22 protein-coding genes are annotated in these 25,671 nt (G+C 68.7%); 12 read left to right on the forward strand and 10 right to left on the reverse strand.

All coding sequences use genetic code 11. From position 1 onward, the window contains the following. Positions 1-133 precede the first annotated feature (133 nt). On the reverse strand, positions 134-2,887 hold the full coding sequence (gene acnA / locus FQY83_RS02385) for an aconitate hydratase AcnA (RefSeq protein WP_146384673.1): 2,754 nt from the start codon (positions 2,885-2,887) through the stop codon (positions 134-136). A gap of 175 nt (positions 2,888-3,062) precedes the next feature. Here acnA and FQY83_RS02390 point away from each other — a divergent pair, with 175 nt between their 5' ends. The 3 genes from FQY83_RS02390 (at position 3,063) to acnB (ending at position 6,537) form a co-directional block, all read left to right on the forward strand. Further along, positions 3,063-3,356 (forward strand): AbrB/MazE/SpoVT family DNA-binding domain-containing protein, encoded by a 294-nt coding sequence (locus tag FQY83_RS02390; protein ID WP_146384675.1) that lies wholly within the window; start codon positions 3,063-3,065, stop codon positions 3,354-3,356. Then, complete coding sequence (locus FQY83_RS02395; RefSeq protein WP_146384677.1) at positions 3,353-3,775, forward strand: type II toxin-antitoxin system VapC family toxin; 423 nt, start codon at positions 3,353-3,355, stop codon at positions 3,773-3,775. Before FQY83_RS02390 ends, FQY83_RS02395 begins: the two co-directional genes overlap by 4 nt. Positions 3,776-3,945: 170 nt before the next feature. Continuing rightward, the gene (acnB, locus tag FQY83_RS02400; protein ID WP_146384679.1) at positions 3,946-6,537 is read left to right on the forward strand and encodes a bifunctional aconitate hydratase 2/2-methylisocitrate dehydratase; all 2,592 of its coding nucleotides are present in this window, start codon (positions 3,946-3,948) and stop codon (positions 6,535-6,537) included. A gap of 182 nt (positions 6,538-6,719) precedes the next feature. Here acnB and hflD read toward each other — a convergent pair whose 3' ends face one another. The 4 genes from hflD to FQY83_RS02420 are packed head-to-tail and all read right to left on the reverse strand — an operon-like array spanning position 6,720 to position 9,397. Beyond that, complete coding sequence (hflD, locus tag FQY83_RS02405) at positions 6,720-7,322, reverse strand: high frequency lysogenization protein HflD (RefSeq protein ID WP_146384681.1); 603 nt, start codon at positions 7,320-7,322, stop codon at positions 6,720-6,722. Beyond that, positions 7,319-8,440, reverse strand: coding sequence for a tRNA 2-thiouridine(34) synthase MnmA (gene mnmA, locus FQY83_RS02410; protein ID WP_146384683.1), 1,122 nt, complete (start codon positions 8,438-8,440; stop codon positions 7,319-7,321). The genes hflD and mnmA overlap by 4 nt, the downstream gene beginning before the upstream one ends. Further along, positions 8,437-8,901: an NUDIX hydrolase gene (locus FQY83_RS02415; protein ID WP_146384685.1), complete on the reverse strand. Its 465-nt coding sequence runs from the start codon at positions 8,899-8,901 to the stop codon at positions 8,437-8,439. Before FQY83_RS02415 ends, mnmA begins: the two co-directional genes overlap by 4 nt. 16 nt (positions 8,902-8,917) lie before the next feature. Continuing rightward, the gene (locus FQY83_RS02420; protein ID WP_146384687.1) at positions 8,918-9,397 is read right to left on the reverse strand and encodes a hypothetical protein; all 480 of its coding nucleotides are present in this window, start codon (positions 9,395-9,397) and stop codon (positions 8,918-8,920) included. Positions 9,398-9,496: 99 nt separating this feature from the next. On the opposite strand from FQY83_RS02420, the gene clpS reads away from it, so the two are divergent. Together clpS and clpA are read left to right on the forward strand one after the other, a co-directional pair. Then, positions 9,497-9,817: an ATP-dependent Clp protease adapter ClpS gene (clpS, locus tag FQY83_RS02425; protein ID WP_146384689.1), complete on the forward strand. Its 321-nt coding sequence runs from the start codon at positions 9,497-9,499 to the stop codon at positions 9,815-9,817. 78 nt (positions 9,818-9,895) lie between these two features. Beyond that, positions 9,896-12,175, forward strand: coding sequence for an ATP-dependent Clp protease ATP-binding subunit ClpA (gene clpA / locus FQY83_RS02430; protein ID WP_146384691.1), 2,280 nt, complete (start codon positions 9,896-9,898; stop codon positions 12,173-12,175). Between the two features lie 166 nt (positions 12,176-12,341). Here clpA and FQY83_RS02435 read toward each other — a convergent pair whose 3' ends face one another. From FQY83_RS02435 to trxB, 5 genes are all read right to left on the reverse strand, one after another. Next, positions 12,342-14,204, reverse strand: coding sequence for a DUF885 domain-containing protein (locus FQY83_RS02435; RefSeq protein ID WP_146384693.1), 1,863 nt, complete (start codon positions 14,202-14,204; stop codon positions 12,342-12,344). A gap of 143 nt (positions 14,205-14,347) precedes the next feature. Continuing rightward, positions 14,348-14,566, reverse strand: a complete 219-nt coding sequence (gene infA, locus FQY83_RS02440; RefSeq protein WP_112926214.1) for a translation initiation factor IF-1 — start codon at positions 14,564-14,566, stop codon at positions 14,348-14,350. A 105-nt stretch (positions 14,567-14,671) separates the two neighbouring features. Then, entirely contained in the window at positions 14,672-15,418 is a 747-nt protein-coding gene (gene aat / locus FQY83_RS02445; RefSeq protein ID WP_146384695.1) for a leucyl/phenylalanyl-tRNA--protein transferase, read from the reverse strand. A gap of 19 nt (positions 15,419-15,437) precedes the next feature. Continuing rightward, positions 15,438-16,562, reverse strand: coding sequence for a GNAT family N-acetyltransferase (locus tag FQY83_RS02450; RefSeq protein WP_146384697.1), 1,125 nt, complete (start codon positions 16,560-16,562; stop codon positions 15,438-15,440). Between the two features lie 136 nt (positions 16,563-16,698). Continuing rightward, complete coding sequence (gene trxB / locus FQY83_RS02455) at positions 16,699-17,658, reverse strand: thioredoxin-disulfide reductase (RefSeq protein ID WP_146384699.1); 960 nt, start codon at positions 17,656-17,658, stop codon at positions 16,699-16,701. Positions 17,659-17,888: 230 nt separating this feature from the next. Between trxB and FQY83_RS02460 the strand changes: the two genes are divergently transcribed. The 7 genes from FQY83_RS02460 to FQY83_RS02495 all read left to right on the forward strand — a co-directional run bounded on the left by FQY83_RS02460 (position 17,889) and on the right by FQY83_RS02495 (position 25,555). Continuing rightward, positions 17,889-18,956, forward strand: a complete 1,068-nt coding sequence (locus FQY83_RS02460; RefSeq protein ID WP_146384701.1) for an alanine dehydrogenase — start codon at positions 17,889-17,891, stop codon at positions 18,954-18,956. Positions 18,957-19,002: 46 nt separating this feature from the next. Beyond that, positions 19,003-21,360 (forward strand): DNA translocase FtsK, encoded by a 2,358-nt coding sequence (locus tag FQY83_RS02465; RefSeq protein ID WP_146385320.1) that lies wholly within the window; start codon positions 19,003-19,005, stop codon positions 21,358-21,360. A 216-nt stretch (positions 21,361-21,576) separates the two neighbouring features. Further along, entirely contained in the window at positions 21,577-22,203 is a 627-nt protein-coding gene (gene lolA / locus FQY83_RS02470; protein ID WP_146384703.1) for an outer membrane lipoprotein periplasmic chaperone LolA, read from the forward strand. A 180-nt stretch (positions 22,204-22,383) separates the two neighbouring features. Beyond that, positions 22,384-22,962 (forward strand): hypothetical protein, encoded by a 579-nt coding sequence (locus FQY83_RS02480; RefSeq protein WP_146384707.1) that lies wholly within the window; start codon positions 22,384-22,386, stop codon positions 22,960-22,962. 296 nt (positions 22,963-23,258) lie between these two features. Beyond that, positions 23,259-24,644 carry a replication-associated recombination protein A gene (locus FQY83_RS02485; protein ID WP_272952438.1) on the forward strand — a complete coding sequence of 462 codons (1,386 nt, stop codon included), beginning with the start codon at positions 23,259-23,261 and terminating at the stop codon, positions 24,642-24,644. Positions 24,645-24,894: 250 nt separating this feature from the next. Continuing rightward, complete coding sequence (locus tag FQY83_RS02490) at positions 24,895-25,179, forward strand: type II toxin-antitoxin system RelE/ParE family toxin (protein WP_146384709.1); 285 nt, start codon at positions 24,895-24,897, stop codon at positions 25,177-25,179. Positions 25,180-25,264: 85 nt separating this feature from the next. Further along, positions 25,265-25,555, forward strand: coding sequence for a HigA family addiction module antitoxin (locus tag FQY83_RS02495; protein WP_202878149.1), 291 nt, complete (start codon positions 25,265-25,267; stop codon positions 25,553-25,555). Positions 25,556-25,671: the final 116 nt, after the last annotated feature.

Here is a 25,671-nt window from a genome sequence, read left to right on the forward strand (position 1 = left end):
CGCGAAAGCGGGGATCCAGCGTCTTTGCGTTGCGCAAGAGCAAAATGGATCCCCGCTTTCGCGGGGATGACGGCAGGTAGGGGGATGACGACCGAAAGGGCAGCGGGCGGGGCTTCCGCCGTATCCGCGTTCGTCAGGCGGACTTGCGCGCGGCAAGCTGGCGGAGCACGTAGTGCAGCAGGCCGCCGTGGCGAAAGTATTCGACTTCCTTCGGCGTCAGCAGCAGCACGTCGACCTCGATCCGCTTTGCGCTGCCGTCGGCGCGGGTGGCGACCACCGTCGCCGTCCGCGCGGCGCCGTCCTCGAGTCCGGTGACGTCGATGATCTCGGTGCCGTCCAGCCCGTGCGTCTGCGCGTTCTCGCCGGCCCGGAACTGCAGCGGCAGCACGCCCATGCCGACCAGGTTGGAGCGGTGGATGCGCTCGAAGCTTTCCGCCACGACCGCCTTGATGCCGAGCAGGTTGGTGCCCTTGGCCGCCCAGTCGCGCGAGGAGCCGGTGCCGTATTCCTTGCCGGCGAAGACCACGGTCGGCACGCCGTCGGCGCGGTACTTCATGGCGGCGTCGTAGATCGACATCTTCTCCGGGGGATTGCTGCCGAAGTACAGGGTGTTGCCGCCTTCCTCGCCGCCGAAGAACAGGTTCTTGATGCGGATGTTGGCGAAGGTGCCGCGCACCATCACGTCGTCGTTGCCGCGGCGCGAGCCGTAGCTGTTGAAGTCGGCCTGCTGCACGCCCCGCGATTGCAGGAAGCGTCCGGCGGGCGAGTCCTTCTTGATGCTGCCGGCCGGGGAGATGTGGTCGGTGGTGATCGAGTCGCCGAAGATGCCCATCACGCGCGCGCCCTGGATGTCGTCGATGCCGCCGACGTCCATGGTCATGCCGTCGAAGTAGGGCGGGTTCTTGATGTAGGTGGAGGCGTCGTCCCAGGCATAGAGGTCGCCGTCGGGTGATTCGATCGTGTTCCAGCGGGTGTCGCCCTTGAACACGTCGGCGTAGTTCTGCTTGAACATCTCCGGGCCGATGGTCCTGGCGATGAAATCGCCGATTTCCCGGTTGCTCGGCCAGATGTCGCGCAGGTACACCGGCTGCCCGTCGCTGCCGGTGCCGAGCGGCTCGGTGGTCAGGTCGATGTCGACGGTGCCGGCGATGGCGTAGGCCACCACCAGCGGCGGCGAGGCGAGGTAGTTCATCTTCACCTCGGCGTGGATGCGGCCCTCGAAGTTGCGGTTGCCCGAGAGCACCGAGGCCACCGCGAGGTCGTTCTCGGCGATGCCCTTCGACACCGCCTCCGGCAGCGGGCCGGAGTTGCCGATGCAGGTGGTGCAGCCGTAGCCGACCACGTAGAAGCCGAGCTTCTCCAGGTCGTCCATCACGCCGGCCTTCTTCAGGTAGTCGGTGACCACCAGCGAACCCGGCCCGAGCGAGGTCTTCACCCACGGCGCCGCCTTCAGCCCCCTGGCCGCGGCGTTGCGCGCCAGCAGGCCGGCGCCGAGCATCACCGCCGGGTTGGAGGTGTTGGTGCACGAGGTGATGGCCGCGATCACCACCGAGCCGTCGCACAGCTGGTGCTCGCCGTCGTCGATGCGGATCGTCGACACCGGCTTGGCCGCGAGACGCTCGGCCTGCGGCTGGTCGCCGCCCTCGGCCACCAGTTCCTCCACCGCGCAGCCGACCCTGCGGTTGGCGACGAGGCCGGCGACGTTGCTCTGGAAATTCTGCTTCATGTCCTCCAGCAGCACGCGGTCCTGCGGACGCCTGGGGCCGGCCAGCGACGGTTTCACGTCTCCCATGTCGAGTTCGAGCACGGACGAGTAGCTGGCCTCGGCCTGGCCCGGCTCGTGCCACAGGCCCTGCGCCTTCGCATACGCCTCGACCAGCGCGATCTGCGCCTCGCTGCGCCCGGACAGGCGCAGGTAGCGGATCGCCTCGGCGTCGACCGGGAAGATGCCGCAGGTGGCGCCGTATTCGGGCGACATGTTGCCGATGGTGGCGCGGTCGGCCAGCGGCAGGTGCTGCAGGCCGTCGCCGAAGAACTCGACGAACTTCCCGACCACGCCGTGCGCACGCAGCATCTGGGTGACGGTGAGCACCAGGTCGGTGGCGGTGGCGCCTTCGGGCAGCCTGCCGGTGAGCTTGAAGCCGACCACCTGCGGGATCAGCATCGAGGACGGCTGGCCGAGCATCGCCGCCTCGGCCTCGATCCCGCCCACGCCCCAGCCGAGCACGCCGATGCCGTTGATCATCGTGGTGTGGCTGTCGGTGCCGAAGACGGTGTCGGGATAGGCCCAGGCCTCGCCGTCGCGGTCGCTGCTCATCACCACTCGGGCGAGGTTCTCCAGGTTCACCTGGTGGACGATGCCGGTGTTGGGCGGCACCACCTTGAAGTTGTCGAAGGCCTTCTGGCCCCAGCGCAGGAAGCCGTAGCGCTCCTTGTTGCGCTCGAACTCGATCTTGCCGTTGAGGTCGAGCGCGTCGGCGCGACCGAAGACGTCCACCTGCACCGAGTGGTCGATCACCAGCTCCGACGGGATCAGCGGGTTGATCTGGCCGGCGTCGCCGCCGAGCTTGACCACCGCGTCGCGCATGGCGGCCAGATCGACCACGCAGGGCACGCCGGTGAAGTCCTGCAGCACCACGCGCGCGGGCATGAAGGCGATCTCGGTGTCCGGCTCGGCCGCCGGGTTCCACTTCGCCACCGCCTCGATGTGCTCGGGGCCGACCGTGATGCCGCCGTCCTCGTGCCGGAGCAGGTTCTCCAGCAGGATCTTCATGGAGTAGGGCAAGTGCTTGATTTCGAAGCGTTCGCCCAGCTTCGCAAGACTGGCGTAGGCATAGGCCTTGCCGCCGACGTCGAGGGTGGCGCGGGTGGAGAAGGTATCGGCCATGGTGCGGCTCTCCTGTGGCTGCGGGCTTCAGGGTCTGCGGGCCAGTCTACGCCGCCGGACGTGGCAGTCCTGCGACGGGGAACGGCGCCGGGTCGCGGCCAGTATGCGGGCTTCGGTATGAATCCGAAAGTATGTATAATCCTTCCATACCGTTCCACCCATGGGAGTCCACGCGATGGAAGCCACCGTTGCCGAACGCGGCCAGATCACCCTGCCCAAGGCCGTGCGCGACGCGCTCGGGTTGACCAAGGGAACGACGCTGAAGGTCGAACTCGAAGGCGGGCGCATCATCCTGCGCAAGAACGTCGATGATGCCGTTTCCCGCGCCCGCGGCCGTTTCAGGTTGCCGCCCGGCGTGACCACCGACGACATCATGCGCGAGCTGCGCGGCCGTGCGCCGGGTGATCCGCTGGAGCCTTTCGAGGTGCGGCGCGATCCTGCGGATGCCGGCCAGGCAGGCGATGAATGATCGCCGTCGATACCAACGTGCTGATCGACCTGCTCGGCGAGGACGCACGGGCCGATGCGGCCGAAGGCTGTGTCCGCGACGCCCTGATGCTGGGGCCGGTGGTGGTCTGTGACGTGGTGGTGAGCGAAATCACTGCAGGCCTGGGTCATGGCGCAGACATCATGGACGTGGTCGAGGACATGGGCCTGCGCTACCTGCCGGTCGATCGCCGGGCGGCAATCCGCGCCGGTGAGATGCAGCGACGCTTCAACCAGCGGCGCAGATCATCGCGTCACAAAGAAGCGCCGCGCACCGTGCCCGATTTCCTCGTCGGTGCCCACGCCATGCTCCAGTGCAATGCCTTGATCACCCGCGACGACGGTTTTTTCCGCGACTACTTCAAGGGCCTGAAGCTCATCGTCCCCAAGGCGTCAGCCTGAGCCTGGGAACCACTGGACAAGTCCGGACTGTCATTCCGGGCGTAGCGAGGAATCCCCGAAGATCAAGCGTATGGATTTCTCGCTACGCTCAAAATGACAGTTGTCCGGTGGCTTCCCGGACCCATCACCCGGATTACCGATCCATCTACGCAAACCATTGGAGTTTCACGATGTTGCAAGCCTACCGCCAACACGTCGACGAACGCGCCGCACTCGGCATCCCGCCGCTGCCGCTGAGCGCGCAGCAGACCGCGGAGCTGGTCGAACTGATCAAGCAGCCGCCCGCGGGCGAAGAAGACTTCCTCGTCGACTTGATCACCAACCGCGTGCCGGCCGGCGTCGACGACGCCGCCAAGGTCAAGGCCTCGTACCTCGCCGCCGTCGCCTTCGGCACCGAGAAGACGCCGCTCATCACCGCGCAGCGCGCGACCGAACTGCTCGGCACCATGCTCGGCGGCTACAACATCCATCCGCTGGTCGAACTGCTCGACAGCGCCGAACTGGGCGCCATCGCCGCCGAGGGCCTGAAGCACACGCTGCTGGTGTTCGACGCCTTCCACGACGTCGAGGAGAAGGCCAAGGCCGGCAATGCCAATGCGCAGGCGGTGCTGCAGAGCTGGGCCGACGCCGAATGGTTCACCTCGAAGCCGGAAGTGCCGGAGTCGATGACCATCACCGTGTTCAAGGTGCCGGGCGAGACCAATACCGACGACCTGTCGCCCGCCCCGGATGCGACCACCCGCCCGGACATCCCAATGCACGCGCTGGCGATGCTCAAGAACAAGCGTCCCGACGCGCCGTTCGTGCCGGAGGACGACGGCAAGCGAGGCCCGATCGCCGAGATCCTGTCGCTCAAGGACAAGGGGCATCTGGTCGCCTACGTCGGCGACGTGGTCGGCACCGGCTCCAGCCGCAAGTCCGCGACCAACAGCGTGCTGTGGTGGACCGGCGAGGACATCCCCTTCATCCCGAACAAGCGCTTCGGCGGCGTCTGCCTCGGCAGCAAGATCGCGCCGATCTTCTACAACACGATGGAGGACGCCGGCGCGCTGCCGATCGAGCTCGACGTGTCGCAGATGGGCCACGGCGACGTGGTCGAACTGCAGCCCTACGCCGGCAAGGCGATCAAGAACGGCGAAGTGATCGCCGAGTTCCAGGTCAAGTCCGACGTGCTGTTCGACGAAGTACGCGCCGGCGGCCGCATCCCGCTGATCATCGGCCGCGGCCTGACCGCGAAGGCGCGCGAATCGCTGGGCCTGCCGGCGACCGAACTGTTCCGCCAACCGCAGCAGCCGGCCGACAGCGGCAAGGGGTTCTCGCTGGCGCAGAAGATGGTCGGTCGCGCCTGCGGCCTGCCGGAAGGGCAGGGCGTGCGCCCGGGCACCTACTGCGAGCCGCGGATGACATCGGTGGGTTCGCAGGACACCACCGGCCCGATGACGCGCGACGAGCTGAAGGACCTTGCCTGCCTCGGCTTCTCCGCCGACCTGGTGATGCAGTCGTTCTGCCACACCGCCGCATACCCGAAGCCGGTGGACGTGAAGACGCACCACACGTTGCCGGAGTTCATCTCCACCCGCGGCGGCATTTCCCTGCGCCCGGGCGACGGCGTGATCCACAGCTGGCTCAACCGCATGCTGCTGCCCGACACCGTCGGCACCGGCGGCGACTCGCACACGCGCTTCCCGGTGGGCATCTCGTTCCCGGCCGGCTCCGGCCTCGTCGCCTTCGCCGCCGCCACGGGCGTGATGCCGCTCGACATGCCTGAATCGGTGCTGGTGCGCTTCAAGGGCGAACTGCAGCCGGGCGTCACCCTGCGCGACCTGGTCAACGCGATCCCGTACTACGCGATCAAGGCGGGCTTGCTGACGGTCGCCAAGCAGGGCAAGAAAAACATCTTCTCCGGCCGCATCCTCGAGATCGAAGGCCTGCCGGACCTGAAGGTGGAGCAGGCGTTCGAACTCTCCGACGCCTCGGCCGAGCGCTCCGCCGCCGGCTGCACCGTGCGCCTCAACAAGGAACCGATCATCGAATACCTCAACAGCAACATCACGCTGCTGAAGTGGATGATCGCCGAAGGCTACGCCGACCCGCGCTCGCTCGCGCGCCGCATCGCCAAGATGGAAGCCTGGCTGGCCGACCCGCAACTGCTCGAACCCGACGCCGACGCCGAATACGCCGCGGTCATCGACATCGACCTGGCCGAGGTGCACGAACCGCTGCTCGCCTGCCCGAACGACCCCGACGACGTGAAGACCCTGTCCGACGTCGCCGGCACCGCGATCGACGAAGTGTTCATCGGCTCGTGCATGACCAACATCGGCCACTTCCGCGCCGCAGCCAAGCTGCTCGAAGGCAAGCGCGACATCCCCACGCGCCTGTGGGTCGCCCCGCCGACCAAGATGGACGCGAGCGAACTGACCAAGGAAGGCGTCTACGGCACCTTCGGCACGGCAGGCGCACGCATGGAAATGCCCGGCTGCTCGCTGTGCATGGGCAACCAGGCCCAGGTGCGCGAGGGCGCGACGGTGTTCTCCACCTCCACCCGCAACTTCCCGAACCGTTTGGGCCGCAACTCCAACGTGTTCCTCGGCTCGGCGGAACTGGCCGCGATCTGCTCGCGCCTGGGCCGGATCCCGACCAAGGACGAGTACATGGCCGACATCGGCGTGATCAACGAGAAGGGTGCGGAAATCTATCGATACATGAACTTCGATCAGATCGAGGAGTATCGGGAGACGGCGGCGTCGGTCGCGGCCTGATTCCGTCCGATTCCGCGGCGAAGAACGCCCGGCATTGCCGGGCGTTCTCATTGCTCAATACGCACATGCCCCAACAGGCCGTCATCCCGGCTTGACCAGCTTCGCTGTCGTGAAGCGACTCGCCGGGATGACGAACGCAATGTTCCGGTTGTTGCAGCGCCTTCTGTGGCCGGAATGGTTCTTCAGTCCAGCCAACCCTCGATCGACTGCTGCAGCCCGCGCTTGCGCAGGAAGATGTCCCAGGCGCTGCCGCCGAGCTGGCGCCACAGCACCGCCGAGCGCAGGGCGGCGAGCAGGATCGCGCGGATCTCGGCGACGACGCCGGCCTGGCCGAGGTAGTGCGGGTTGCCCTGCACCATGACCTTGGGGCGCAGGTGGCTGACGGTGTCGGCGTACAGGCTGCCGAGCGCGGTCAGCACTTCGGGATGGCTGCTGCCGAGCTGGTCGGCCTTCGGCTTGAGTTCCAGGATGCCCTCGTGCACGCGTTCGGCGACGGCGTCGTTGGCGACGAAGCGGCGTTCGAGCTGGGTCACCGACAGGGCGAGCTTGGGCAGCTGCGGATCGTCGCCCTGGTTGGCGAGGTAGTCGCGCAGCAGCAGCAGGCCGGGGCGGACGTTGCGGGCGCCGCCGTAGACTTCCTCGGGCGAGGCGGCGTCGATCCGGAACACGCTGTCGAGCGAGGTGGCGAGGATGCTCGCGTCGGCCTGGCCGGTGTCGGCGATGCGCCGCACCAGCTTGAGCGCCTGCACCAGGCCGGCGAGGGCGAGGGTACGGTCGTCGTTCATGCCGCAGCCTCGCGCAGGCGGCGTTCGAGCGGGGCGTCGGTGGCGGCGATCACGGCGCCGCCGAGGCAGGTGTCGCCGTCGTACAGCACCACGGACTGGCCCGGCGTCACCGCGCGCTGCGGGTTGCGGAATGCGATTTCGAGCGTGCCGCTGGATTCGTCGATGCTCACCTGGCAGGGTTCCTCCGGTTGCCGGTAACGGGTCTGGGCGGTGCAGTCGAAGCTGCGCGCGGGCGGCGCGCCGCCGATCCAGTGCGCGGGTTCGCTCCACAGCCTCGTCGACTGGAGATAGGGGCTGTCGGCGCCCTGGTCAACCACCAGCACGTTGCGCTCGACGTCCTTGCCGACCACGTACCACGGCGCGGCGTCGAAGCCGCGCACGCCGCCCAACTGCAGGCCTTCGCGCTGGCCGAGCGTGAAATAGAACACGCCGGGGTGGCAGCCGACCACGCGGCCGTCGGGCGTGCGCATCTCGCCCTCGCGTGCCGGCAGGTATTGCGACAGGAAGCTGCGGAAATCGCGCTCGCCGATGAAGCAGATGCCGGTCGAATCCTTCTTCTCCGCGGTCGGCAGGCCGGCCTTGCGCGCGATGTCGCGCACGTCGGTCTTGGGCAGGTCGCCGAGCGGGAACAGGGTGCGCGACAGCTGCGCCTGTCCCAGCTGGTGCAGGAAGTAGCTCTGGTCCTTGCTGCGATCGGCGGCGCGCAGCAGCCGCCATTGCCCGCCGTCCTGCGCGACGCGCGCGTAGTGCCCGGTGGCGATGCGTTCGGCCCCCAGGTCCCGCGCGGCGTCGAGGAAGTGCTTGAACTTGATCTCGCGGTTGCACAGCACGTCGGGATTCGGCGTGCGCCCGGCGGCGTATTCGGCGACGAAGTGCTCGAACACGCCGCTCCAGTACTCGGCGGAGAAGTCGCGGAAGTGGATCGGGATGCCGAGCCGGCCGCAGACGGCGACCGCGTCGCGGCGGTCGTCCTCTGCGCGGCACTCGCCGCTGCCATCATCGGCCCAGTTCTGCATGAACAGCCCGGCGATCGACTGCCCGGCGTCGCGCAGCAGCAGGGCGGCGACCGACGAATCGACCCCGCCCGACATGCCGACGATGACGCCCGGCGCGCTCATCCCAGCTGCGACACCAGCGATAGCGGATGCCGGCGCCCGGCGAGGTGGTCGGCGACCACCTGCCACACCAGCGGGCTGCGGTGGCGGTCGGCGGCGGCGCGCAGCTCCGAGGGCGTCAGCCAGAGCGCGCGGACGATGCCCTCGTCCAGCGGCCGCGCCGGATCGTGCGCCACCGGCTCGGCGGCGAAGGCGAAGCGCAGGTAGTGGCGACCGGTCTCTGGCGCCTTCCACTGGTAGGCGCCGACGAAGGCGGTCAGGCGCACGTCCCAGCCGGTTTCCTCGCGGGTTTCGCGCAGGGCGGCGTCGAGCAGGGTCTCGTCCGGCTCCAGGTGCCCGGCCGGCTGGTTGAGCACGAGCCGCCCCTGGGCGCGTTCCTCCACGCACAGCAGCCGGCCGCCGTCGACCACGACCGTGGCCACGGTGACGTCGGGCTGCCAGAAGCGGCCTTCGCGGTAGCTCATGCGTCCGGCCCCCGCGTCACAGCTCGTCCCTGTCGCCGCTGAGCTCGATTTCCTTGTTGTCGGCGAGCTCGGCCACGATGTCCAGCGCGGCCTCCAGCTGGCTGGCGTCGACGCTGTCGGGCAACTTGATCACCATGTACAGCACGTCGCCGCGGATTTCCCAGCTGCCGATCTTGTTCATCCCGCTCTCGGCCATCAGCGCCAGCGCCCTGGCGCCGTCGACGCCGTCCCGGTCGACGCGCGCCGCCGGCGCGAACACCTCGCGGATCTCGAAGCCGCCGATGCTCTCGGTGCGCCCGGACACGAACGCCAGCTGGGTCCGGTTCTCCTCTGCGTAGCGGTAGGTGACCTGGTAGTCGCCGTCCTCGTCGACCGTGTACTTCACCCCGCGGGCGTCGAGCCGGGTGGTGACCGAGGCGTCCTGGGCGGCCGCGGCCAGGGCGGCGAAGGCCAGAAGCGGCAGCGCGCAGAGGATGGCGCGGGCGGAACGGTGCATGGACGGATTCCGGACAATGGAATCCGGGATTGTCTCGCGCGGGACGGCACAGCGTCCATGCCGCGCGGCGCCTGCATCCGGGCTTCGTATAATGGCTGAATGACCCGCAAGCAAGCGCCCGAGCACGACCACGGCACCGTCGTCGAGACCAGCAAGCCCGAACTGGCGCGGCCGCCGCTGTATTCGGTGCTGCTGCTGAACGACGACTACACGCCGATGGACTTCGTGGTCGACGTCCTGGTCCGGTTCTTCGCCATGGACCTGGAGAAGGCGACCCAGGTGATGCTGCACGTGCACACCCGCGGCCGCGGCGTCTGCGGCGTCTACAGCCGGGAAGTGGCCGAGTCCAAGGTCGCCCAGGTGAACGAATATTCCCGGCTCAACCAGCACCCCTTGCTCTGCACCATGGAAAAGGCCTAAAAGGGGCCAAAGGCCGGGGCATGGAAAAGCCGGAACGCGGCCCCATCTAGGTCGCAGTTCCCCGGAGGTTCCCTCCCCATGTTCAGCAAGGATCTCGAGTACAGCATCGGCCAGTGCTACAAGCGCGCCCGCGAGGCGCGCGACGAGTACATGACGGTCGAGCACCTGCTGCTGGCGCTGCTCGACAACCCGTCCGCCGAAGCCGTGCTCAAGGCCACCGGCGCCGATTTCCACCGCCTGCGCAGCGACCTCGAACAGGCGATCGCCACCTCGGTGTCGAAGCTGCCCGAAGACGACGGCCGCGACACCCAGCCCACGCTGGGCTTCCAGCGCGTGCTGCAGCGGGCCGTCTACCACGTCCAGTCCTCGGGCAAGAAGGAGGTCACCGGCGCCAACGTGCTGGTGGCGATCTTCGGCGAGAAGGACTCGCATGCCGTCTACTTCCTGAACCAGCAGGACGTGACCCGGCTCGACGTCGTCAACTACATGTCGCACGGCATCGCCAAGACCGGCGGCGAGGAGTCCGAACACCCGGGCGAGGACGCCGCGGCCAAGGGCGAGGGCGGCGAGGGCGAGGCCAAGGGCGACGCCCTGGCCGACTACGCCACCGACCTCAACGCGCTGGCCCGCGAGGGCCGCATCGACCCGCTGGTCGGCCGCGCCGAGGAGATCGAGCGCACCATCCAGGTGCTGTGCCGCCGGCGCAAGAACAACCCGCTGTACGTGGGCGAGGCCGGCGTCGGCAAGACCGCGATCGCCGAGGGCCTGGCCAAGCGCATCGTCGACGGCGAGGTGCCGGAAGTGCTCGAGGACGCGACGATCTATTCGCTCGACCTCGGCGCGCTGGTCGCCGGCACCAAGTACCGCGGCGACTTCGAGAAGCGCCTGAAGGCCGTGCTGAGCGCGATCAGGAAGCACCCCGGTGCGATCCTGTTCATCGACGAGATCCACACCATCATCGGCGCGGGTTCCGCGTCCGGCGGCACCATGGACGCCTCGAACCTGATCAAGCCGGCGCTGGCCTCGGGCGAACTGCGCTGCATCGGCTCGACCACGTTCCAGGAATACCGCGGCATCTTCGAAAAGGACCGCGCGCTGGCGCGGCGCTTCCAGAAGATCGACATCGTCGAGCCGACGGTGGGCGAGACTTACGAGATCCTGCAGGGCCTCAAGCCCAAGTACGAGGCGCACCACGACGTGACCTATGCCGACGAGGCGCTGCAGGCGGCCGTGGACCTGTCGGTCAAGCACATCGCCGACCGGCTGCTGCCGGACAAGGCGATCGACGTGATCGACGAGGCCGGCGCGCGCCAGCGGCTGCTGCCGCTGGAGGTGCGCAAGAGCCTGATCGACGTGGAAGAAGTGGAGACCATCGTCGCCAAGATGGCGCGCATCCCGACCAAGCAGGTCAGCGCCTCGGACAAGGACGTGCTCGAACACCTCGAGCGCAACCTGAAGATGGTGATCTTCGGCCAGGACCCGGCGATCGAGACGCTGACCTCGGCGATCAAGCTCGCGCGCTCGGGCCTGGCCAACCCGGACAAGCCGATCGGCAACTTCCTGTTCGCCGGCCCGACCGGCGTCGGCAAGACCGAGGTCACCAAGCAGCTGGCGCTGCAGTTGGGCATCGAGCTGGTGCGCTTCGACATGTCCGAATACATGGAGCCGCATTCGGTCTCGCGCCTGATCGGCGCGCCCCCGGGCTACGTCGGCTTCGACCAAGGCGGCCTGCTGACCGAGAAGATCGTCAAGACGCCGCACTGCGTGCTGCTGCTCGACGAAGTGGAGAAGGCGCACCCGGACATCTTCAACATCCTGCTGCAGGTCATGGACCGCGGCGTGCTGACCGACACCAACGGGCGCGAGGCCAACTTCAAGAACGTCATCATCGTGATGACCACCAACGCCGGCGCGGCGCAGGCGGCGCGGCGTTCGATCGGCTTCACCCGCCAGGACCACAGCACCGATGCGATGGAGGTGATCCGCAAGGGCTTCACCCCGGAGTTCCGCAACCGGCTGGACGCGATCGTGCAGTTCCAGGCGCTGGGCATGGACCACATCCTGCGCGTGGTGGACAAGTTCCTGATCGAGCTCGAGGCCCAGCTGCACGACAAGGACGTGAGCCTGTCGGCGACGCCGGCCGCGCGCGACTGGCTGGCCGCGCACGGCTTCGACCCGCTGATGGGCGCGCGGCCGATGGCGCGGGTGATCCAGGACAAGGTCAAGCGCCCGCTGGCCGACGAACTGCTGTTCGGCAAGCTGGTCGGCGGCGGCCGCGTGAGCATCGACGTCAAGGACGACGAACTGCTGGTCGAGGCCTTCCCCGAGCCGGAGAAGTTGCTGCCGGCCACGGTGTAGGGCGGGGCCCCCACCCAGCCCTCCCCGTAACAAGCGGGGGCGGGAGTGGGAAGCCGCCGCTTTTTGCTCCCTCCCCCGCTTGCGGGGGAGGGTTGGGGTGGGGGCAAGTGCGCATCCAGCCCTGCGTGAAAAATCTCCGGGGGGCGAGACGGCAGGCTCGACGAGCTCAGCCCGCCTTGCCTCCGGCGATCCACTGGTCGACCCGCCGCTCCAGCAGGTTCATCGGCAGCGCCCCGCCGCCCAGCACGGCGTCGTGGAAGCCGCGGATGTCGAAGCGCTCGCCCAGTTCGGTTTCCGCCTTGCGGCGCAGTTCCTGGATGCGGAGCATGCCGATCTTGTAGGCCGTGGCCTGGCCCGGCCAGGTGATGTAACGCTGCACTTCGGAGCGGATCGCGGCCTCGGGAATGGCGGTGTTGGCGTCGAAGTACTCGACCGCCTGCTGCTCGGTCCAGCCCTTCGCGTGCAGGCCGGTGTCGACCACCAGCCGTACCGCGCGCCACAGTTCCGAACTCAGGCGGCCGTATTCGGAGTAGGGATCGGCATAGGTGCCCGGCATTTCCTTCGCCAGCCACTCCGCGTACAGGCCCCAGCCTTCGGAATAGGCGGTGGCGCGCGCCTGGGTGCGGAACTCGGGCACGCCGGTCAGCTCGAGCGCGATCGAGATCTGCATGTGGTGGCCGGGCAGGCCCTCGTGGTAGGCGATGACTTCGAGCTCGGGCTTCGGCATCGCGTTCATGTCCGCCAGGTGCGCGTAGTACACCCCCGGGCGCGCGCCGTCCGGCGTGCCGGGGAAGTAGTGCTGCGCGGCGCCGGGCTGTTCGCGGAACGGTTCGACCCGCTTCACCACCAGGTCCGCCTTCGGCAGCAGGCCGAAGTACTGCGGCAGCACCTGCTTGATGTTGGCGATCGCCTTGGTGGCCTCGTCGATATAGGCCTGTCGGCCTTCGTCGGTGTCCGGGAACTTGAACTTCGGGTCGGTGGAGATGTGCGCGAAGAACGCCTGTAGGTCGCCGTCGAAGCCGACCTTGTCCTTCAGCGCCTCCATCTCGCCGTGGATGCGCTTGACCTCGTCCAGACCGATGCGGTGGACCTGGTCGGCGGTCAGGTCGGTGGTGGTGTGCAGCCGCAGCTGGTGGCGATAGTAGTCCGCGCCGTTGGACTGCGTGCTGCCGACACCGCTCGGGTTCCCGATCGCCTTGTCCTGGTCCGACTCGGCCCAGGCGATCAGGTTCGCGTAGGCCGGCTGCACGTGCGCGAGCAGCGCCTCGCGCGCCTGCGACTTCAGGTCGGCGGCGCGCGCGGCGTCGATCTTGCCGGCCTTCACCAGCGCATCGGCCTTGGCCTGCAGGTCGGCCCAGAGCGCCGAATCGGCGCCCTCGCCGAACGGCGCGCCTGAAATCACCTTGCGCGCTTCCGTCAGCACACCCTCGTAGGCGAACTTCGGCATCCGGTAGCCCGCGTCCGCGTTGCGCCGGGCGCGGACCAGCATCTGCCCGAACGCGCGCTCCAGCGCCTCGATGCGCTTGAGGTAGGCCTGGTAGTCGGCCTCGCTGTCGACCTTGTGGAAGTTGATCAGGAAGGTGGGCAGGAACGACTGCGGCCCCTGCATCTGGTTGAACACGTAGACGTTGTCGCGGTAGTGCGCGGCGTCGCGCGCGACCTCGTATTGCAGCGTCCACAGGTCGTACGACAGCTTCGCCTCGTCGTCGAGCGCGTCGTAGTCGAAAGTCTTCGCAAGTTCCTCGACGCTGGCCTTGCGCCAGGCGAGTTGGCGGGCCTGGGCTTCATCGGAGAAATCGTCGAGCTGGTCGTACAGCTCCTTGCGACCGAGGAAGCTCAGCCGGATCGGGCTGAAGCTGAGCTCCTCTTGGAACTTCTGCGCGAACCAGGCGTTCAGCCGTTCGTTCTGCGACGCGGCCTGCGAGGCCGCCGGGCCCGGTGCGGGTGCGTCCTGGGCGAAGGCCATGCCGCCCGCGAGCGCGAGGGCGATGGACAGGGCGAGCGTTCTGGCGGCGGCGGTCGTGCGCATCGGCGGTTCTCCGGACGAGTGGTGTCCGGAGGATAGGCGTGACGACGACAGCTCGCCATGTGCACATCCGCACATGCGGCCGGGAGACGGGGTTCGATTGCGGGCCGCAGCGGCGCGGCGCGCGGGCTGCGCGATGCCCGCGCTTACTTCATGCGGTAGGTGATGCGGCCCTTGGTCAGGTCGTAAGGCGTCATTTCCACCTTGACCTTGTCGCCGGTGAGGATGCGGATGTAGTTCTTGCGCATGCGCCCGGAGATGTGGGCGATGATCTCGTGGCCGTTCTCCAGCTTCACCCGGAACATGGTGTTCGGGAGGGTCTCGGAGATGGTGCCTTCAAACTCGATGACGTCGTCTTTCGCCATTCGTCCTGTTGCCGGTGGTTGCGGGAGCGGCGGCGCCGCGATAAAGCGGGCCATTCTGCCATGCGAGGCCGGGCGATGCAAAGCAGCGGCGCGCGTCGGGCGGTGTCAGCCGGCCAGGCGGGATGCGGGCCGTTCGCCGAACGCCGAGGTCCATGCTCCGGTGTCGGCGGCTGCCGTGGCCAGTGCTCCGGCCTCCTCCAGGAAGGCCCGGCGCGGCATCCGTTGCGCGCCCAGGGCCAGCAGGTGGGCGTTCTCGACCTGCGCGTCGATCAGCGGCCAGCCCCGGCCGTGCAGCCACCGGGCGAGGGCGGCGAGCGCCACCTTCGAGCCGCCGGAGGCGCTGCTGAACATGCTTTCGCCGAAGAACATCCGGCCGATGGCGATGCCGTAGATGCCGCCGACCAGCGCTGCGCCGGGCGAATGGCCCGCGAACACCTCGACGCTGTGCGCATGCCCGAGCCGGTGCATCCGCAGGTAGGCCTCGCGCATGGCCGGGGTGATCCAGGTGCCGTGCTGGCCGCGGCGCGGCGCCGTGGCGCAGCGTTCGATGACCTGTTCGAACGCGCTATCGGCGCGCGCCACCCACGGCGATGCGCGCAGCGTGCGCCGGAAGCGCGAGGACAGCCGCACGCCGTCGGTGCGGAACACCATGCGCGGGTCGGGCGACCACCACAGGATCGGCTGCCCCTCGGAGTACCAGGGGAAGATGCCGTGGCGATAGGCGTTGAGCAGCCGGGGCGGGGACAGGTCGCCGCCGAACGCGAGCAGGCCGTCGGGCTGGCGCAGTGCGGTGTCCGCGCCTGGGAACGGCGCGGCCGGGTCGTCGTCGAGTCGCGGCACGTGGATGCTCACCGCGCCATTGTAGGAGTGCCTACGGGCGGCGGAAGGGCGATCTTGCGGCCAGCACGTCGGCGTAGCGCCGGATCGAGCGCGCTTCCTCGCCGCACCATTCGCGCAGCGCTTCGCCGAAGCGCGGGTCGGCGATCCAGTGCCGGCTGCGCACGAACGCCGGCAGGAAGCCGCGCGCGATCTTGTGCTCGCCCTGCGCGCCGGGCTCGAACACGCGCAGGCCTTCGCGCAGGCAGTAGTCGATGCCCTGGTAGTAGCAGGTCTCGAAGTGCAGCCCGGGCAGGACGGCGCCCGCGCCCCAGTAGCGGCCGTACAGCGTGTCGCCGCCGCGCAGGCACAGCGCACCGGCGACCGCCATGCCGCGGTGTTCGGCAAGGAACATCACGAGTTGGCCGGGCATCGCGTGGGCCAGGTGCCGGAGGAACGGCAGGGTCAGGGCCGGGGAGTTGCCGTACTCGGCGAAGGTCTGCAGGTAGAAGCGGTGCATGGTGGCGAGGTCGGCCTCGCCGGCATCGCCGCCGTGCACGGTGCGGAAGGTGACGCCGGCGCGCGCCACCTTCGCGCGTTCCTGGCGGATGTTCTTGCGGTGCTTGTGGTCCATCGCCGCGAGGTAGTCCTCGAACGTGGCCCAGCCGGCGTCGTTGCGCCAGTGGTACTGCACGTCGATGCGCGACAGCCAGTCGTCGCCGAAGTCCGCATCCTCGCCGGCGCCGTGGAAGTTGACATGCGCCGAGGACAGTCCGAGTCGTCGGGCCTCCGCGGCCAGCGCATCGGCGAGCCGGCCCCGCAGGGCTGCGGTGGGCGCGAGCAGCCGCGGCCCGGTCACGGGCGAGTAGGGCACCGCGCACAGCAGCTTGGGAAAGTAGTCGAGTCCATGCCGCGCATAGGCGTGCGCCCAGGCGTGGTCGAACACGAATTCGCCGTGGGAGTTGTGCTTCAGGTAGGCGGGTGCGGCAGCGACCGGCGCGTCGCCCTCCCACAGCGCGAGGTGGTGGGGCGTCCAGCCCCAGCTTTCGCGCAGGCAGTCGGTCTCCTCCATGCCGGAAAGGAAGGCATGCGACACGAACGGGTTGCTGCCGTCGTGCAGGGCATCCCAGCCTGCGGCGGGGATGTCCGCGAGTCGCCGATGGATGCGGACGTCTACCATGCTTTCGTCGTCCGGCCTCTTTCCGTCGTCATCCCGGCGAAAGCCGGGATCCATTTGCTGTTGGCGTGGTGGTCCGGAACATCAAGGGCGAAGTCAAAATGGATCCCGGCTTTCGCCGGGATGACGGACGGGAAGGTCAGCTTCCCTTGTCCAGGAACCGCTCCGCATCCAGCGCCGCCATGCAGCCGAAGCCGGCCGAGGTGATCGCCTGCCGGTAGTGCTGGTCGGTCACGTCGCCGGCCGCGAACACGCCCGCGACGTTGGTCGCGGTGGCGTTGCCGTCGATGCCGGAGCGGATTTCGAGGTAGCCGTTGTTCATCGCCAGCTGGCCCTCGAACAGCGTGGTGTTCGGGGTGTGGCCGATGGCGACGAAGAAACCGTGCACGTCGATCTCGCGGGTGCCGCCGTCCTGCACCGACTTGAGCCGCATGCCGGTGACGCCGGCGTCGTTGCCCAGCACCTCGTCGACGACGTGGTGCCAGACCGGCTCGATCTTGCCGGCGGCGATCTTGGCGAACAGCTTGTCCTGCATGATCTTCTCGGCGCGCAGGGTGTCGCGGCGATGCACGAGGTAGACCTTGCGGGCGATGTTGGACAGGTACAGCGCCTCCTCGACCGCGGTGTTGCCGCCGCCGATGACGGCCACGTCCTGGTCCTTGTAGAAGAAGCCGTCGCAGGTGGCGCAGGCGGACACGCCGCGGCCCTTGTAGGCCTCTTCCGAGGGAATGCCGAGGTACTTCGCGGTCGCGCCGGTGGCGATGATCAGTGCGTCGCAGGTGTATTCGCCGCTGTCGCCGACCAGGCGGAACGGGCGCTGCGAGAGGTCGGCGGTGTGGACGTGGTCGAACACGACTTCGGTCTCGAAGCGCTCGGCGTGCGCCTGCATCCGCGCCATCAGGTCCGGGCCCATCAGCCCGTGCGCGTCGCCCGGCCAGTTGTCGACTTCGGTGGTGGTCATCAGCTGGCCGCCCATCTGCAGGCCGGTGATGACGACGGGCTTGAGGTTGGCGCGGGCCGCGTAGACGGCGGCGGTCCAGCCGGCGGGGCCGGAGCCGAGGATGATCAGGCGGATGTGCCGGGGCGACGAAGGGGTCATGTATACTCGCTGGCGATGAAGTTGCGGCGTATCGAGTCCCATAGCTTGGCGGCGCGACGGCGGCAACACAAGGCGCGCGCAGGCGTTCTTCGCGGAACGCAGCGTCCATGTCCCGCGGTGGCGGGCGCGCCGTTCCGCTCGAACCCGTGCAGGTGCTGCGCGGGTTTTTTCATGGGCGAACGCCGGGCCGGGCACGGCCGGCCCGCCAGCTGATCGGGAGGAGGCGGGACATGCGCATCGGCGTGCCGAAGGAAACCAAGACGCTCGAAGGACGCGTCGCGCTGGTCCCCGCCGCGGCGGGCGACCTGGTCCGGCGCGGGCACGAGGTCTGGGTCGAACAGGACGCCGGCACGCTGTCCGGCTTCGCGGACGCGGACTACGCGCGACTCGGCGTGAAGATCGCACCCGATGCAGCGGCGCTGTACGAGCGTGGCGAACTGATCGTCAAGGTCAAGGAGCCGATCGCGGGCGACCTCGCGCTGCTGCGCAGTGACCATCTGCTGTTCTGCTACCTGCACCTCGCGCCCGAGCCTGCGCTGGCCCGGCGCCTGCTCGACATCGGGCTGACCGGCGTCGCCTTCGAAACGGTGGAACTCGACGACGGCGAACTGCCGCTGCTGGCGCCGATGTCGGTGATCGCCGGCAAGATCGCGGTGCAGGTCGGCACCCACTACCTGCACCAGCCGCTGGGCGGCAAGGGCAAGCTGCTCGGCGGGCTGCCGTCGACGGCGCGCGGCAAGGTGGTGGTGTTCGGTGCGGGGCAGGCCGGTGGCGCGGCCGCCGCGCTGGCCGCGGCCGGGGGCTCGAACGTGGTGGTGTTCGAGAAGCGCCAGGATCGCCGCGACGAGATGATGAGGCTGGGCCACAACGTCACCGCGCTGTATCCCTATGACGACCTCGTGGCGCAGGAAGTCGCGTCCGCCGACCTCGTCGTCGGCGCCGTGCTGGTCACCGGCGCGGTCGCGCCGCACGTGGTCAGCCGCGGCATGATGGAGGCGATGGAGGACGGCAGCGTGCTGGTCGACATCTCGATCGACCAGGGCGGCTGCTTCGAGACCTCGCGGCCGACGACCTGGAAGTCGCCGACCTACGTGGAGGAGGGCGTGATCCACTTCTGCGTCACCAACATGCCCGGCGCGGTGCCGCAGACCAGCTCGCAGGCGATCTGTGCGGCGATCCTGCCGTGGGTCGATACCTTGGCCTCGGGTGACTGGCGCGACAACCGGGCGCTGGCGCGCGGGATCAATGTCGAGGCCGGCCGGCTCGTGCATCCGGCCCTGCAATCGATGAAACTTTGACTTAAGATCAAGGTATTGGACCAATTTCCTAAGGCAGTGGATGACGGTGGCTCGGGCGATTCCTGAACGCGGCAAGCGCCAGCGCGCGGTGGAGAAGGAGGCGGCAGCGCCCCCGGATCCGCGCCGCCAACGGCTGCTGCGCGACATCGCGATGATCCTGATCGCGCCGCTGCTGCTGTACCTGCTGGTCTGCCTGGTCACCTATTCGCCGGAGGACCCGGGCTGGTCGACGGCCTCCGGCGGCGTCACCGCCCAGTTGCACAACGCCGGCGGGCCGATCGGGGCCTGGATCGCGGACGTGATGCTGTACCTGACCGGCTACGTGGCCTACCTGCTGCCGCTGGTGCTGGGCGCGGTGGCCTGGATCGCGCTGTTCGGCATGGATTCGGACGGCGACGGCCGGGTGGACTTCGGGCCGGCGCTGCGGCTGGTGGGCATCGTCGGTTTCCTGGTCTCGGCCACCGGCCTGCTGTACCTGCGCCTGCATGCGGTCGAGAACCTGCCGGCCGGCGGTGGTGGCGTGCTCGGCCGGCTGGTCGGCAATTCGCTCGACCGCGGCTTCGGCGCGCTCGGCGGCAACCTGTTCCTGCTGGCGCTGCTGCTGGTGTCGGTGACCCTCGCCACCGGCCTGTCCTGGCTGGCGGTGATGGACCGCATCGGCGGCTGGGTGCTGCTGCTGCCGGCGCTGCTGCGCCGCGGCCGGCAGCAGGCGGTCGAACGCATGGAGGCGCGCGAGATGCGGGTGGAGCGCGACCAGACGCGCAAGGTCGAAACCGAACTGCGCGCCAAACGCGAGAAGGTGAGGATCGAACCGCCGCCCGCGCCGGTGGTGGAAAAGAGCGACCGCGCCAAGCGCGAGCAGCAGATCCCGCTGTTCCACGTCGGCGACGGTTCCGGCATCCCGCCGCTGGCGCTGCTCGACGACCCCAAGCCGCAACCCAAGGGCTACGACGAGGAGACGCTGGAAACCCTGTCGCGGCAGATCGAGTTCAAGCTCAAGGACTTCCGCATCGAGGTCGAGGTCAAGGAGGCGCAGCCGGGTCCGGTGATCACGCGCTTCGAGATGGAGCCGGCGCCGGGCATCAAGGTCAGCCAGATCAGCTCGCTGGACAAGGATATCGCCCGCGGCCTGTCGGTGAAGGCGGTGCGCGTGGTCGACGTCATCCCCGGCAAGTCGGTGATCGGCATCGAGATCCCCAACACCCGGCGCGAGATGATCTATCTCAGCGAGCTGCTGCGGTCGAAGGAGTACGACAAGGCCGGCAGCCCGCTGACGCTGGCGCTGGGCAAGGGCATCAGCGGCCAGTCGGTGGTCGCCGACCTCGCGCGCATGCCGCACCTGCTGGTCGCCGGCACCACCGGCTCGGGCAAGTCGGTCGCGGTCAACGCGATGGTGCTCAGCCTGCTGTTCAAGGCCTCCGCCAAGGACCTGCGGATGCTGATGATCGATCCGAAGATGCTCGAGCTCAGCGTCTACCAGGGCATCCCGCACCTGCTGGCGCCGGTGGTCACCGACATGAAGGAGGCCGCCAACGGCCTGCGCTGGTGCGTGGCGGAGATGGAGCGCCGCTACAAGCTGATGTCGGCCGTCGGCGTGCGCAACCTCGCCGGCTTCAACAAGAAGGTCAAGGACGCGCAGGACGCGGGGCAGCCGCTGCTCGACCCGCTGTTCCGGCCGAACCCGGAGTCGGACGAGGTCGCGCAGCCGCTGGAGACGCTGCCGTTCATCGTCATCTTCATCGACGAATTCGCCGACATGATGATGATCGTCGGCAAGAAGGTCGAGGAACTGATCGCGCGCCTGGCGCAGAAGGCGCGCGCGGCCGGCATCCACCTGATCCTCGCCACCCAGCGCCCGTCGGTGGACGTCATCACCGGCCTGATCAAGGCCAACATCCCCACGCGCATCGCGTTCCAGGTGTCGAGCAAGATCGACTCGCGCACGATCCTCGACCAGAGCGGCGCGGAAACCCTGCTCGGCCACGGCGACATGCTCTACCTGCCGCCGGGCACGGCGCTGCCCGAGCGCGTGCACGGCGCGTTCGTGTCCGATGAGGAAGTGCATCGCGTCGTCGAGCATCTCAAGCAGAGCGGCGGCGGACCGGACTACATCGAGGGCGTGCTGGAGGAAGCGCAGACGATGTACGACGGCAGCGCGGTCGGCGCGACCGGCCTGCCGGAGGCGGCGGCCAGCGGCGATCCCGAGTCCGACCCGCTGTACGACGAGGCGGTGAAGATCGTCACCGAGACGCGTCGCGCGTCGATCTCCGGCGTGCAGCGCCGGCTCAAGATCGGCTACAACCGCGCCGCGCGACTGGTCGAGGCGATGGAGGCCGCGGGCGTGGTCTCCGCGCCCGAGCACAACGGCGATCGCTCGGTATTGGCGCCGCCACCGCCGAAGTAGCCGTCCCGTGAGCGCTTTCAGGCGCGACCCGGACACATGCACGCCACTTCTCCGCACGAAAGCGGTCGCACCCGAAGGCGCCCTGCAAGGCATCTCCGGCTGCGGACCGTCCGGCTGGCACGTCGGTTTCCGTTTAGATTCCGGCAGGGATGGCAGGGGGCTTGTTCAGCTTCGTCTTTGCAGACTGGCCGCCATCCATCCACGAGGACGTGTCCGATGATCCGCAGTTGCCGCTGGTTGCTTGTCGCTGTCGCCCTGCTGGCCGGTGTCGCCCATGCGGGCGCGCGCGACCGGCTCGACAGCTTCACGAAGGGGCTGCAGGGCCTGGACGGCCAGTTCACGCAGACGGTCTTCGACGACAACGGCCGCGTGCGCGAGTCGTCGAGCGGCCGCGTTGCGCTGTCCGCGCCGCGGCTGTTCCGCTGGGAGTACGTGAAGCCGTATCCGCAGTTGATCGTCGCCGACGGCAAGACCGTGTGGGTCTACGACCCGGACCTCGAACAGGTCAGCCGCCGCGCGCAGGGCACGGCCGAGCAGGACAGCCCGCTGGCCGCGCTGATCGATCCGGGCAAGCTCGACCGCGACTTCCTGGTCGAGGACGGCGGCAACGGCGACGGCCTGCAGTGGCTGCTGCTCAAGCCGAAGCAGGGCGGCGACGAGGCCGCGTTCCAGTCCGCGAAGCTCGGGCTCGACGGCAATGGCCTGGCGCGCATGGAGATCGTCGATGCGCTGGGCCAGCGCACGGAAATCAGCTTCAGTGGCTGGAAGCGCAACCCGTCATTTGCCCGCGACACGTTCACGTATACCCCGCCGGCGGGCGTCGACGTGGTCGGCGAGGGCTGATCGGGCGTCTCCGGCGCCCGGTCAGAGCGGCGGAACAGGGGGAAGGGAATGCAGGGACGTAACAGGCGTCGGACAACACGCGCGGGCACGGCCGCGGGACACGTCGTCGCGCTGTTTGCCGCGGCATGGCTCGTGGCGACGCCGGCATTGGCGCAATCTCCGCCTGCGGCCGCGCAGGCGGTGGACTCACCGACAGCCCATCGCCAGGCCAGCAGCGGCGACGAGGCGCTGGACAACGCGGTCGCCGCGGTCGTCGTCGCCGCGCTCGTGGAGCAGATGAACACGCCGTCGATCGAGGTCAACATCGACGCGTTCGACGTCGCCATTTCCAGCGTGCGCGACCGCAACGTCAGCGGGCAGGGACGCATGCGCGTCGGCGACGACGCCGACTGGATCGGCTTCCGCTACAGCACCGTCTACGACACCACATTCAGCAGCGCCGGCTACCCGAGGATCACGATCGGCGGCGTCTCCGCCGGCGAGCGCGAGGTGCCCAACGATGCCACCCTCGTGCGCCAGCTCGAGGACCGCGTCGCCACCGAGCTCGACCGGCAGTTCGGCAACCGCGCGGCCCGGCTGCAGCTGGACGAGATCACCACGGTCGAGGGCGGGAAGCGGCTGCTGCGGATCACGGCGCGCGGCATCGCCGACCTCGGGCTGCAGGGCAGCACGCCGGTGCGGATCGAGGCGCTGTACGACCAGGTTGCGGGGGGCTGGCAGCGGGTGAACTACGAGCTGGGGGCTGGTGCGCGGGACTGACGAAGGGGGCCCGCGATTTTCCGGGAAGCTCCCGAAGCCCGGACCACTCCGGCACCGGCCTGGCGCTTCGCGCGACGCGGAATCAGGCCGTCATCCCCGCGAAAGCGGGGATTCAGTGTCTTTGCATGAAAGTCAAAATGGATCCCCGCTTTCGCGGGGATGACGATTCGACGGCCAGGGAGCATGCAGCCTTGGCGTCTGCGTCGCGGGATCTGCGCCATGGATTCGCGCCGCGTGCGACGCCGTCTTGGTATCGTGACGCCCGGATTCCCCCCGTTCCGCATCCCCGAACCCTCGTGCCCCGCGCCAAGTCCAGCGCCCTTCCCGATGACCACGGCGACCTGCTGACGGTCGACCGTACCGCCCTGCGCCCGCTCGCCGAGCGCATGCGCCCGCGCACGCTCGAGGAGATGGTCGGCCAGCGCCGGCTGGTGTCGCCGGATTCGGCGCTGCGCCAGTCGATCGAGGCCGGCAGCGTGCATTCGATGGTGCTGTGGGGGCCGCCCGGCTGCGGCAAGACCACGCTGGCGCTGCTGCTGGCCAAGTACGCCGACGCCGAGTTCCGCTCGGTGTCGGCGGTGCTCGCCGGCCTGCCGGAGGTGCGCCAGGTGCTGGCCGAGGCCGGGCACCGCTTCGCCGAGGGACGGCGCACGGTACTGTTCGTCGACGAGGTGCACCGCTTCAACAAGGCGCAGCAGGACGCGTTCCTGCCGCACATCGAGCGCGGCACGATCGTCTTCGTCGGCGCGACCACCGAGAACCCCTCGTTCGAGCTGAACTCGGCGCTGCTCTCGCGCTGCCGCGTGCACGTGATGGAGGCGGTCTCGGCCGACGACATCGAGGCCGCGCTGCGGCACGCGCTGGAGGACGGGGAGCGCGGCCTCGGCGGGCGCGGCCTGCAGGTCGACGACGCGCAGCTGCACCTGATCGCGGTCGCGGCCGACGGCGACGTGCGCCGCGGGCTGACCCTGCTGGAGATCGCCGCGGAGCTGTCGGGCGAGGGCGGCAGCATCACCGGCGAAATCCTCGAACAGGTGCTGGCCGACCGCACCCGCCGCTTCGACAAGGGCGGCGAGCAGTTCTACGACCAGATCTCGGCGCTGCACAAGTCTGTGCGCAGTTCGAACCCGGATGCGGCGCTGTACTGGCTCGCCCGCATGCTCGACGGCGGCTGCGACCCGATCTACCTCGCGCGGCGGATGACGCGGATGGCGGTCGAGGACGTGGGCCTGGCCGATCCGCGCGCGCTGCAGATGGCGGTCGACGCCTGGGACACCTACGACCGCCTCGGCAGCCCCGAGGGGGAACTCGCGCTCGCCCAACTGGTGATCTACCTCGCCAGCACCGCCAAGTCGAACGCCGCGTACAAGGCCTTCGGCGCCGCGAAACGCGACGTCGCCGAATACGGCACGCAGGAAGTGCCGATGCACCTGCGCAACGCACCGACGAAGCTGATGAAGGAGCTCGGCTACTCGAAGGGCTACCAGTACGACCACGACAGCGAGGGCGGGGTGGCGCTGGAGCAGACCGGGTTTCCCGACGCGATGGGCGAGCGCGTCTACTACCATCCCGTCGAGCGCGGGATGGAGCTCAGGCTCAAGGAGAAGCTCGACGGGCTGCGGAAGGCGCGCGCGGGCGTGCGGCGCAAGCCGGCGCGCGGGGAAGGGCGCGACGAAGGTTAGGAAACCTCTGAACAAGTCGTCATTCCGGCGAAAGCCGGAATCCGGTTTTCCGGCAAGTTGCCGAAAAAGCTGGATCCAAGCTTTCGCCGGGATGACGACCCAAGACTTGTTCAGACCTTCCTTGGCACATTTCCGGTGCAGGTGGCTCGCGATGCAGGGACCGCAGCCGTCATCCGGGGTCTGTCGAGATGTTCATCCGGTGCTTTTGCAGACGGTTCACGTTACTAACGTGATACGATAGCATCATCGCATGGCGATCAAGTCATTCCGCGACAAGGCGACGGCGGCCCTGTTCCTGGGCCTGCCGGTGAAGGGACTCCCCGTGGACCTGCGCAAGCGGGCGCGGGCGAAGCTGGCGATCCTGAACCGCGCCGGCGCGCTGGATGACCTGCGCGTCCCGCCGGGCAACCGGCTGGAGGCGCTGAAACGCGATCGCGCCGGGCAACACAGCATCCGCGTCAACGACCAGTTCCGCATCTGTTTCACGTGGACCGGTAGCGACGCGGAGAACGTGGAGTTCGTCGATTACCACTGAGGACATGGCCATGACCATTCGAACCGAAGACCTCGCGAAGCTGGATTTCTCGGACGTGCTGGAGGCGCGGGCCCGGCGCGTGTCCATGCCACATCCGGGCGAGATCCTGCAGGACGAGTTCCTCGAGCCGATGGGAATCACCATGTACCGCCTGGCGAAGGAGATCGGCGTCCCGCAGCGTCGCATTGGCGAGATCGTCTCCGGCAAGCGCGCTGTGACGGCCGACACCGGCCTGCGCCTGTCCCGCTTCTTCGGCATGACCGAAGGCTTCTGGATCGGCCTGCAGGCCGACTACGACGCCGCCCAGGCCAAGGCCCAGCTCGGGAAGGTATTGCGGGAGATCAAGCCCTGGCAGAGCCGGCAGGCGACTGCCTGATCGAACACCGCGTCCGTCACGAAGGAGGCGGTAGCCACGGCCATTGTGGTGGACCGGCCAGCCCCAGCATCGGAAAGCCGGTTGGCCTGTGGCGGGCGCACACGAAAACGCCCCGC

The sequence above is a fragment of the Luteimonas marina genome (assembly GCF_007859325.1).
In the GTDB taxonomy this organism is placed as follows: domain Bacteria; phylum Pseudomonadota; class Gammaproteobacteria; order Xanthomonadales; family Xanthomonadaceae; genus Luteimonas; species Luteimonas marina.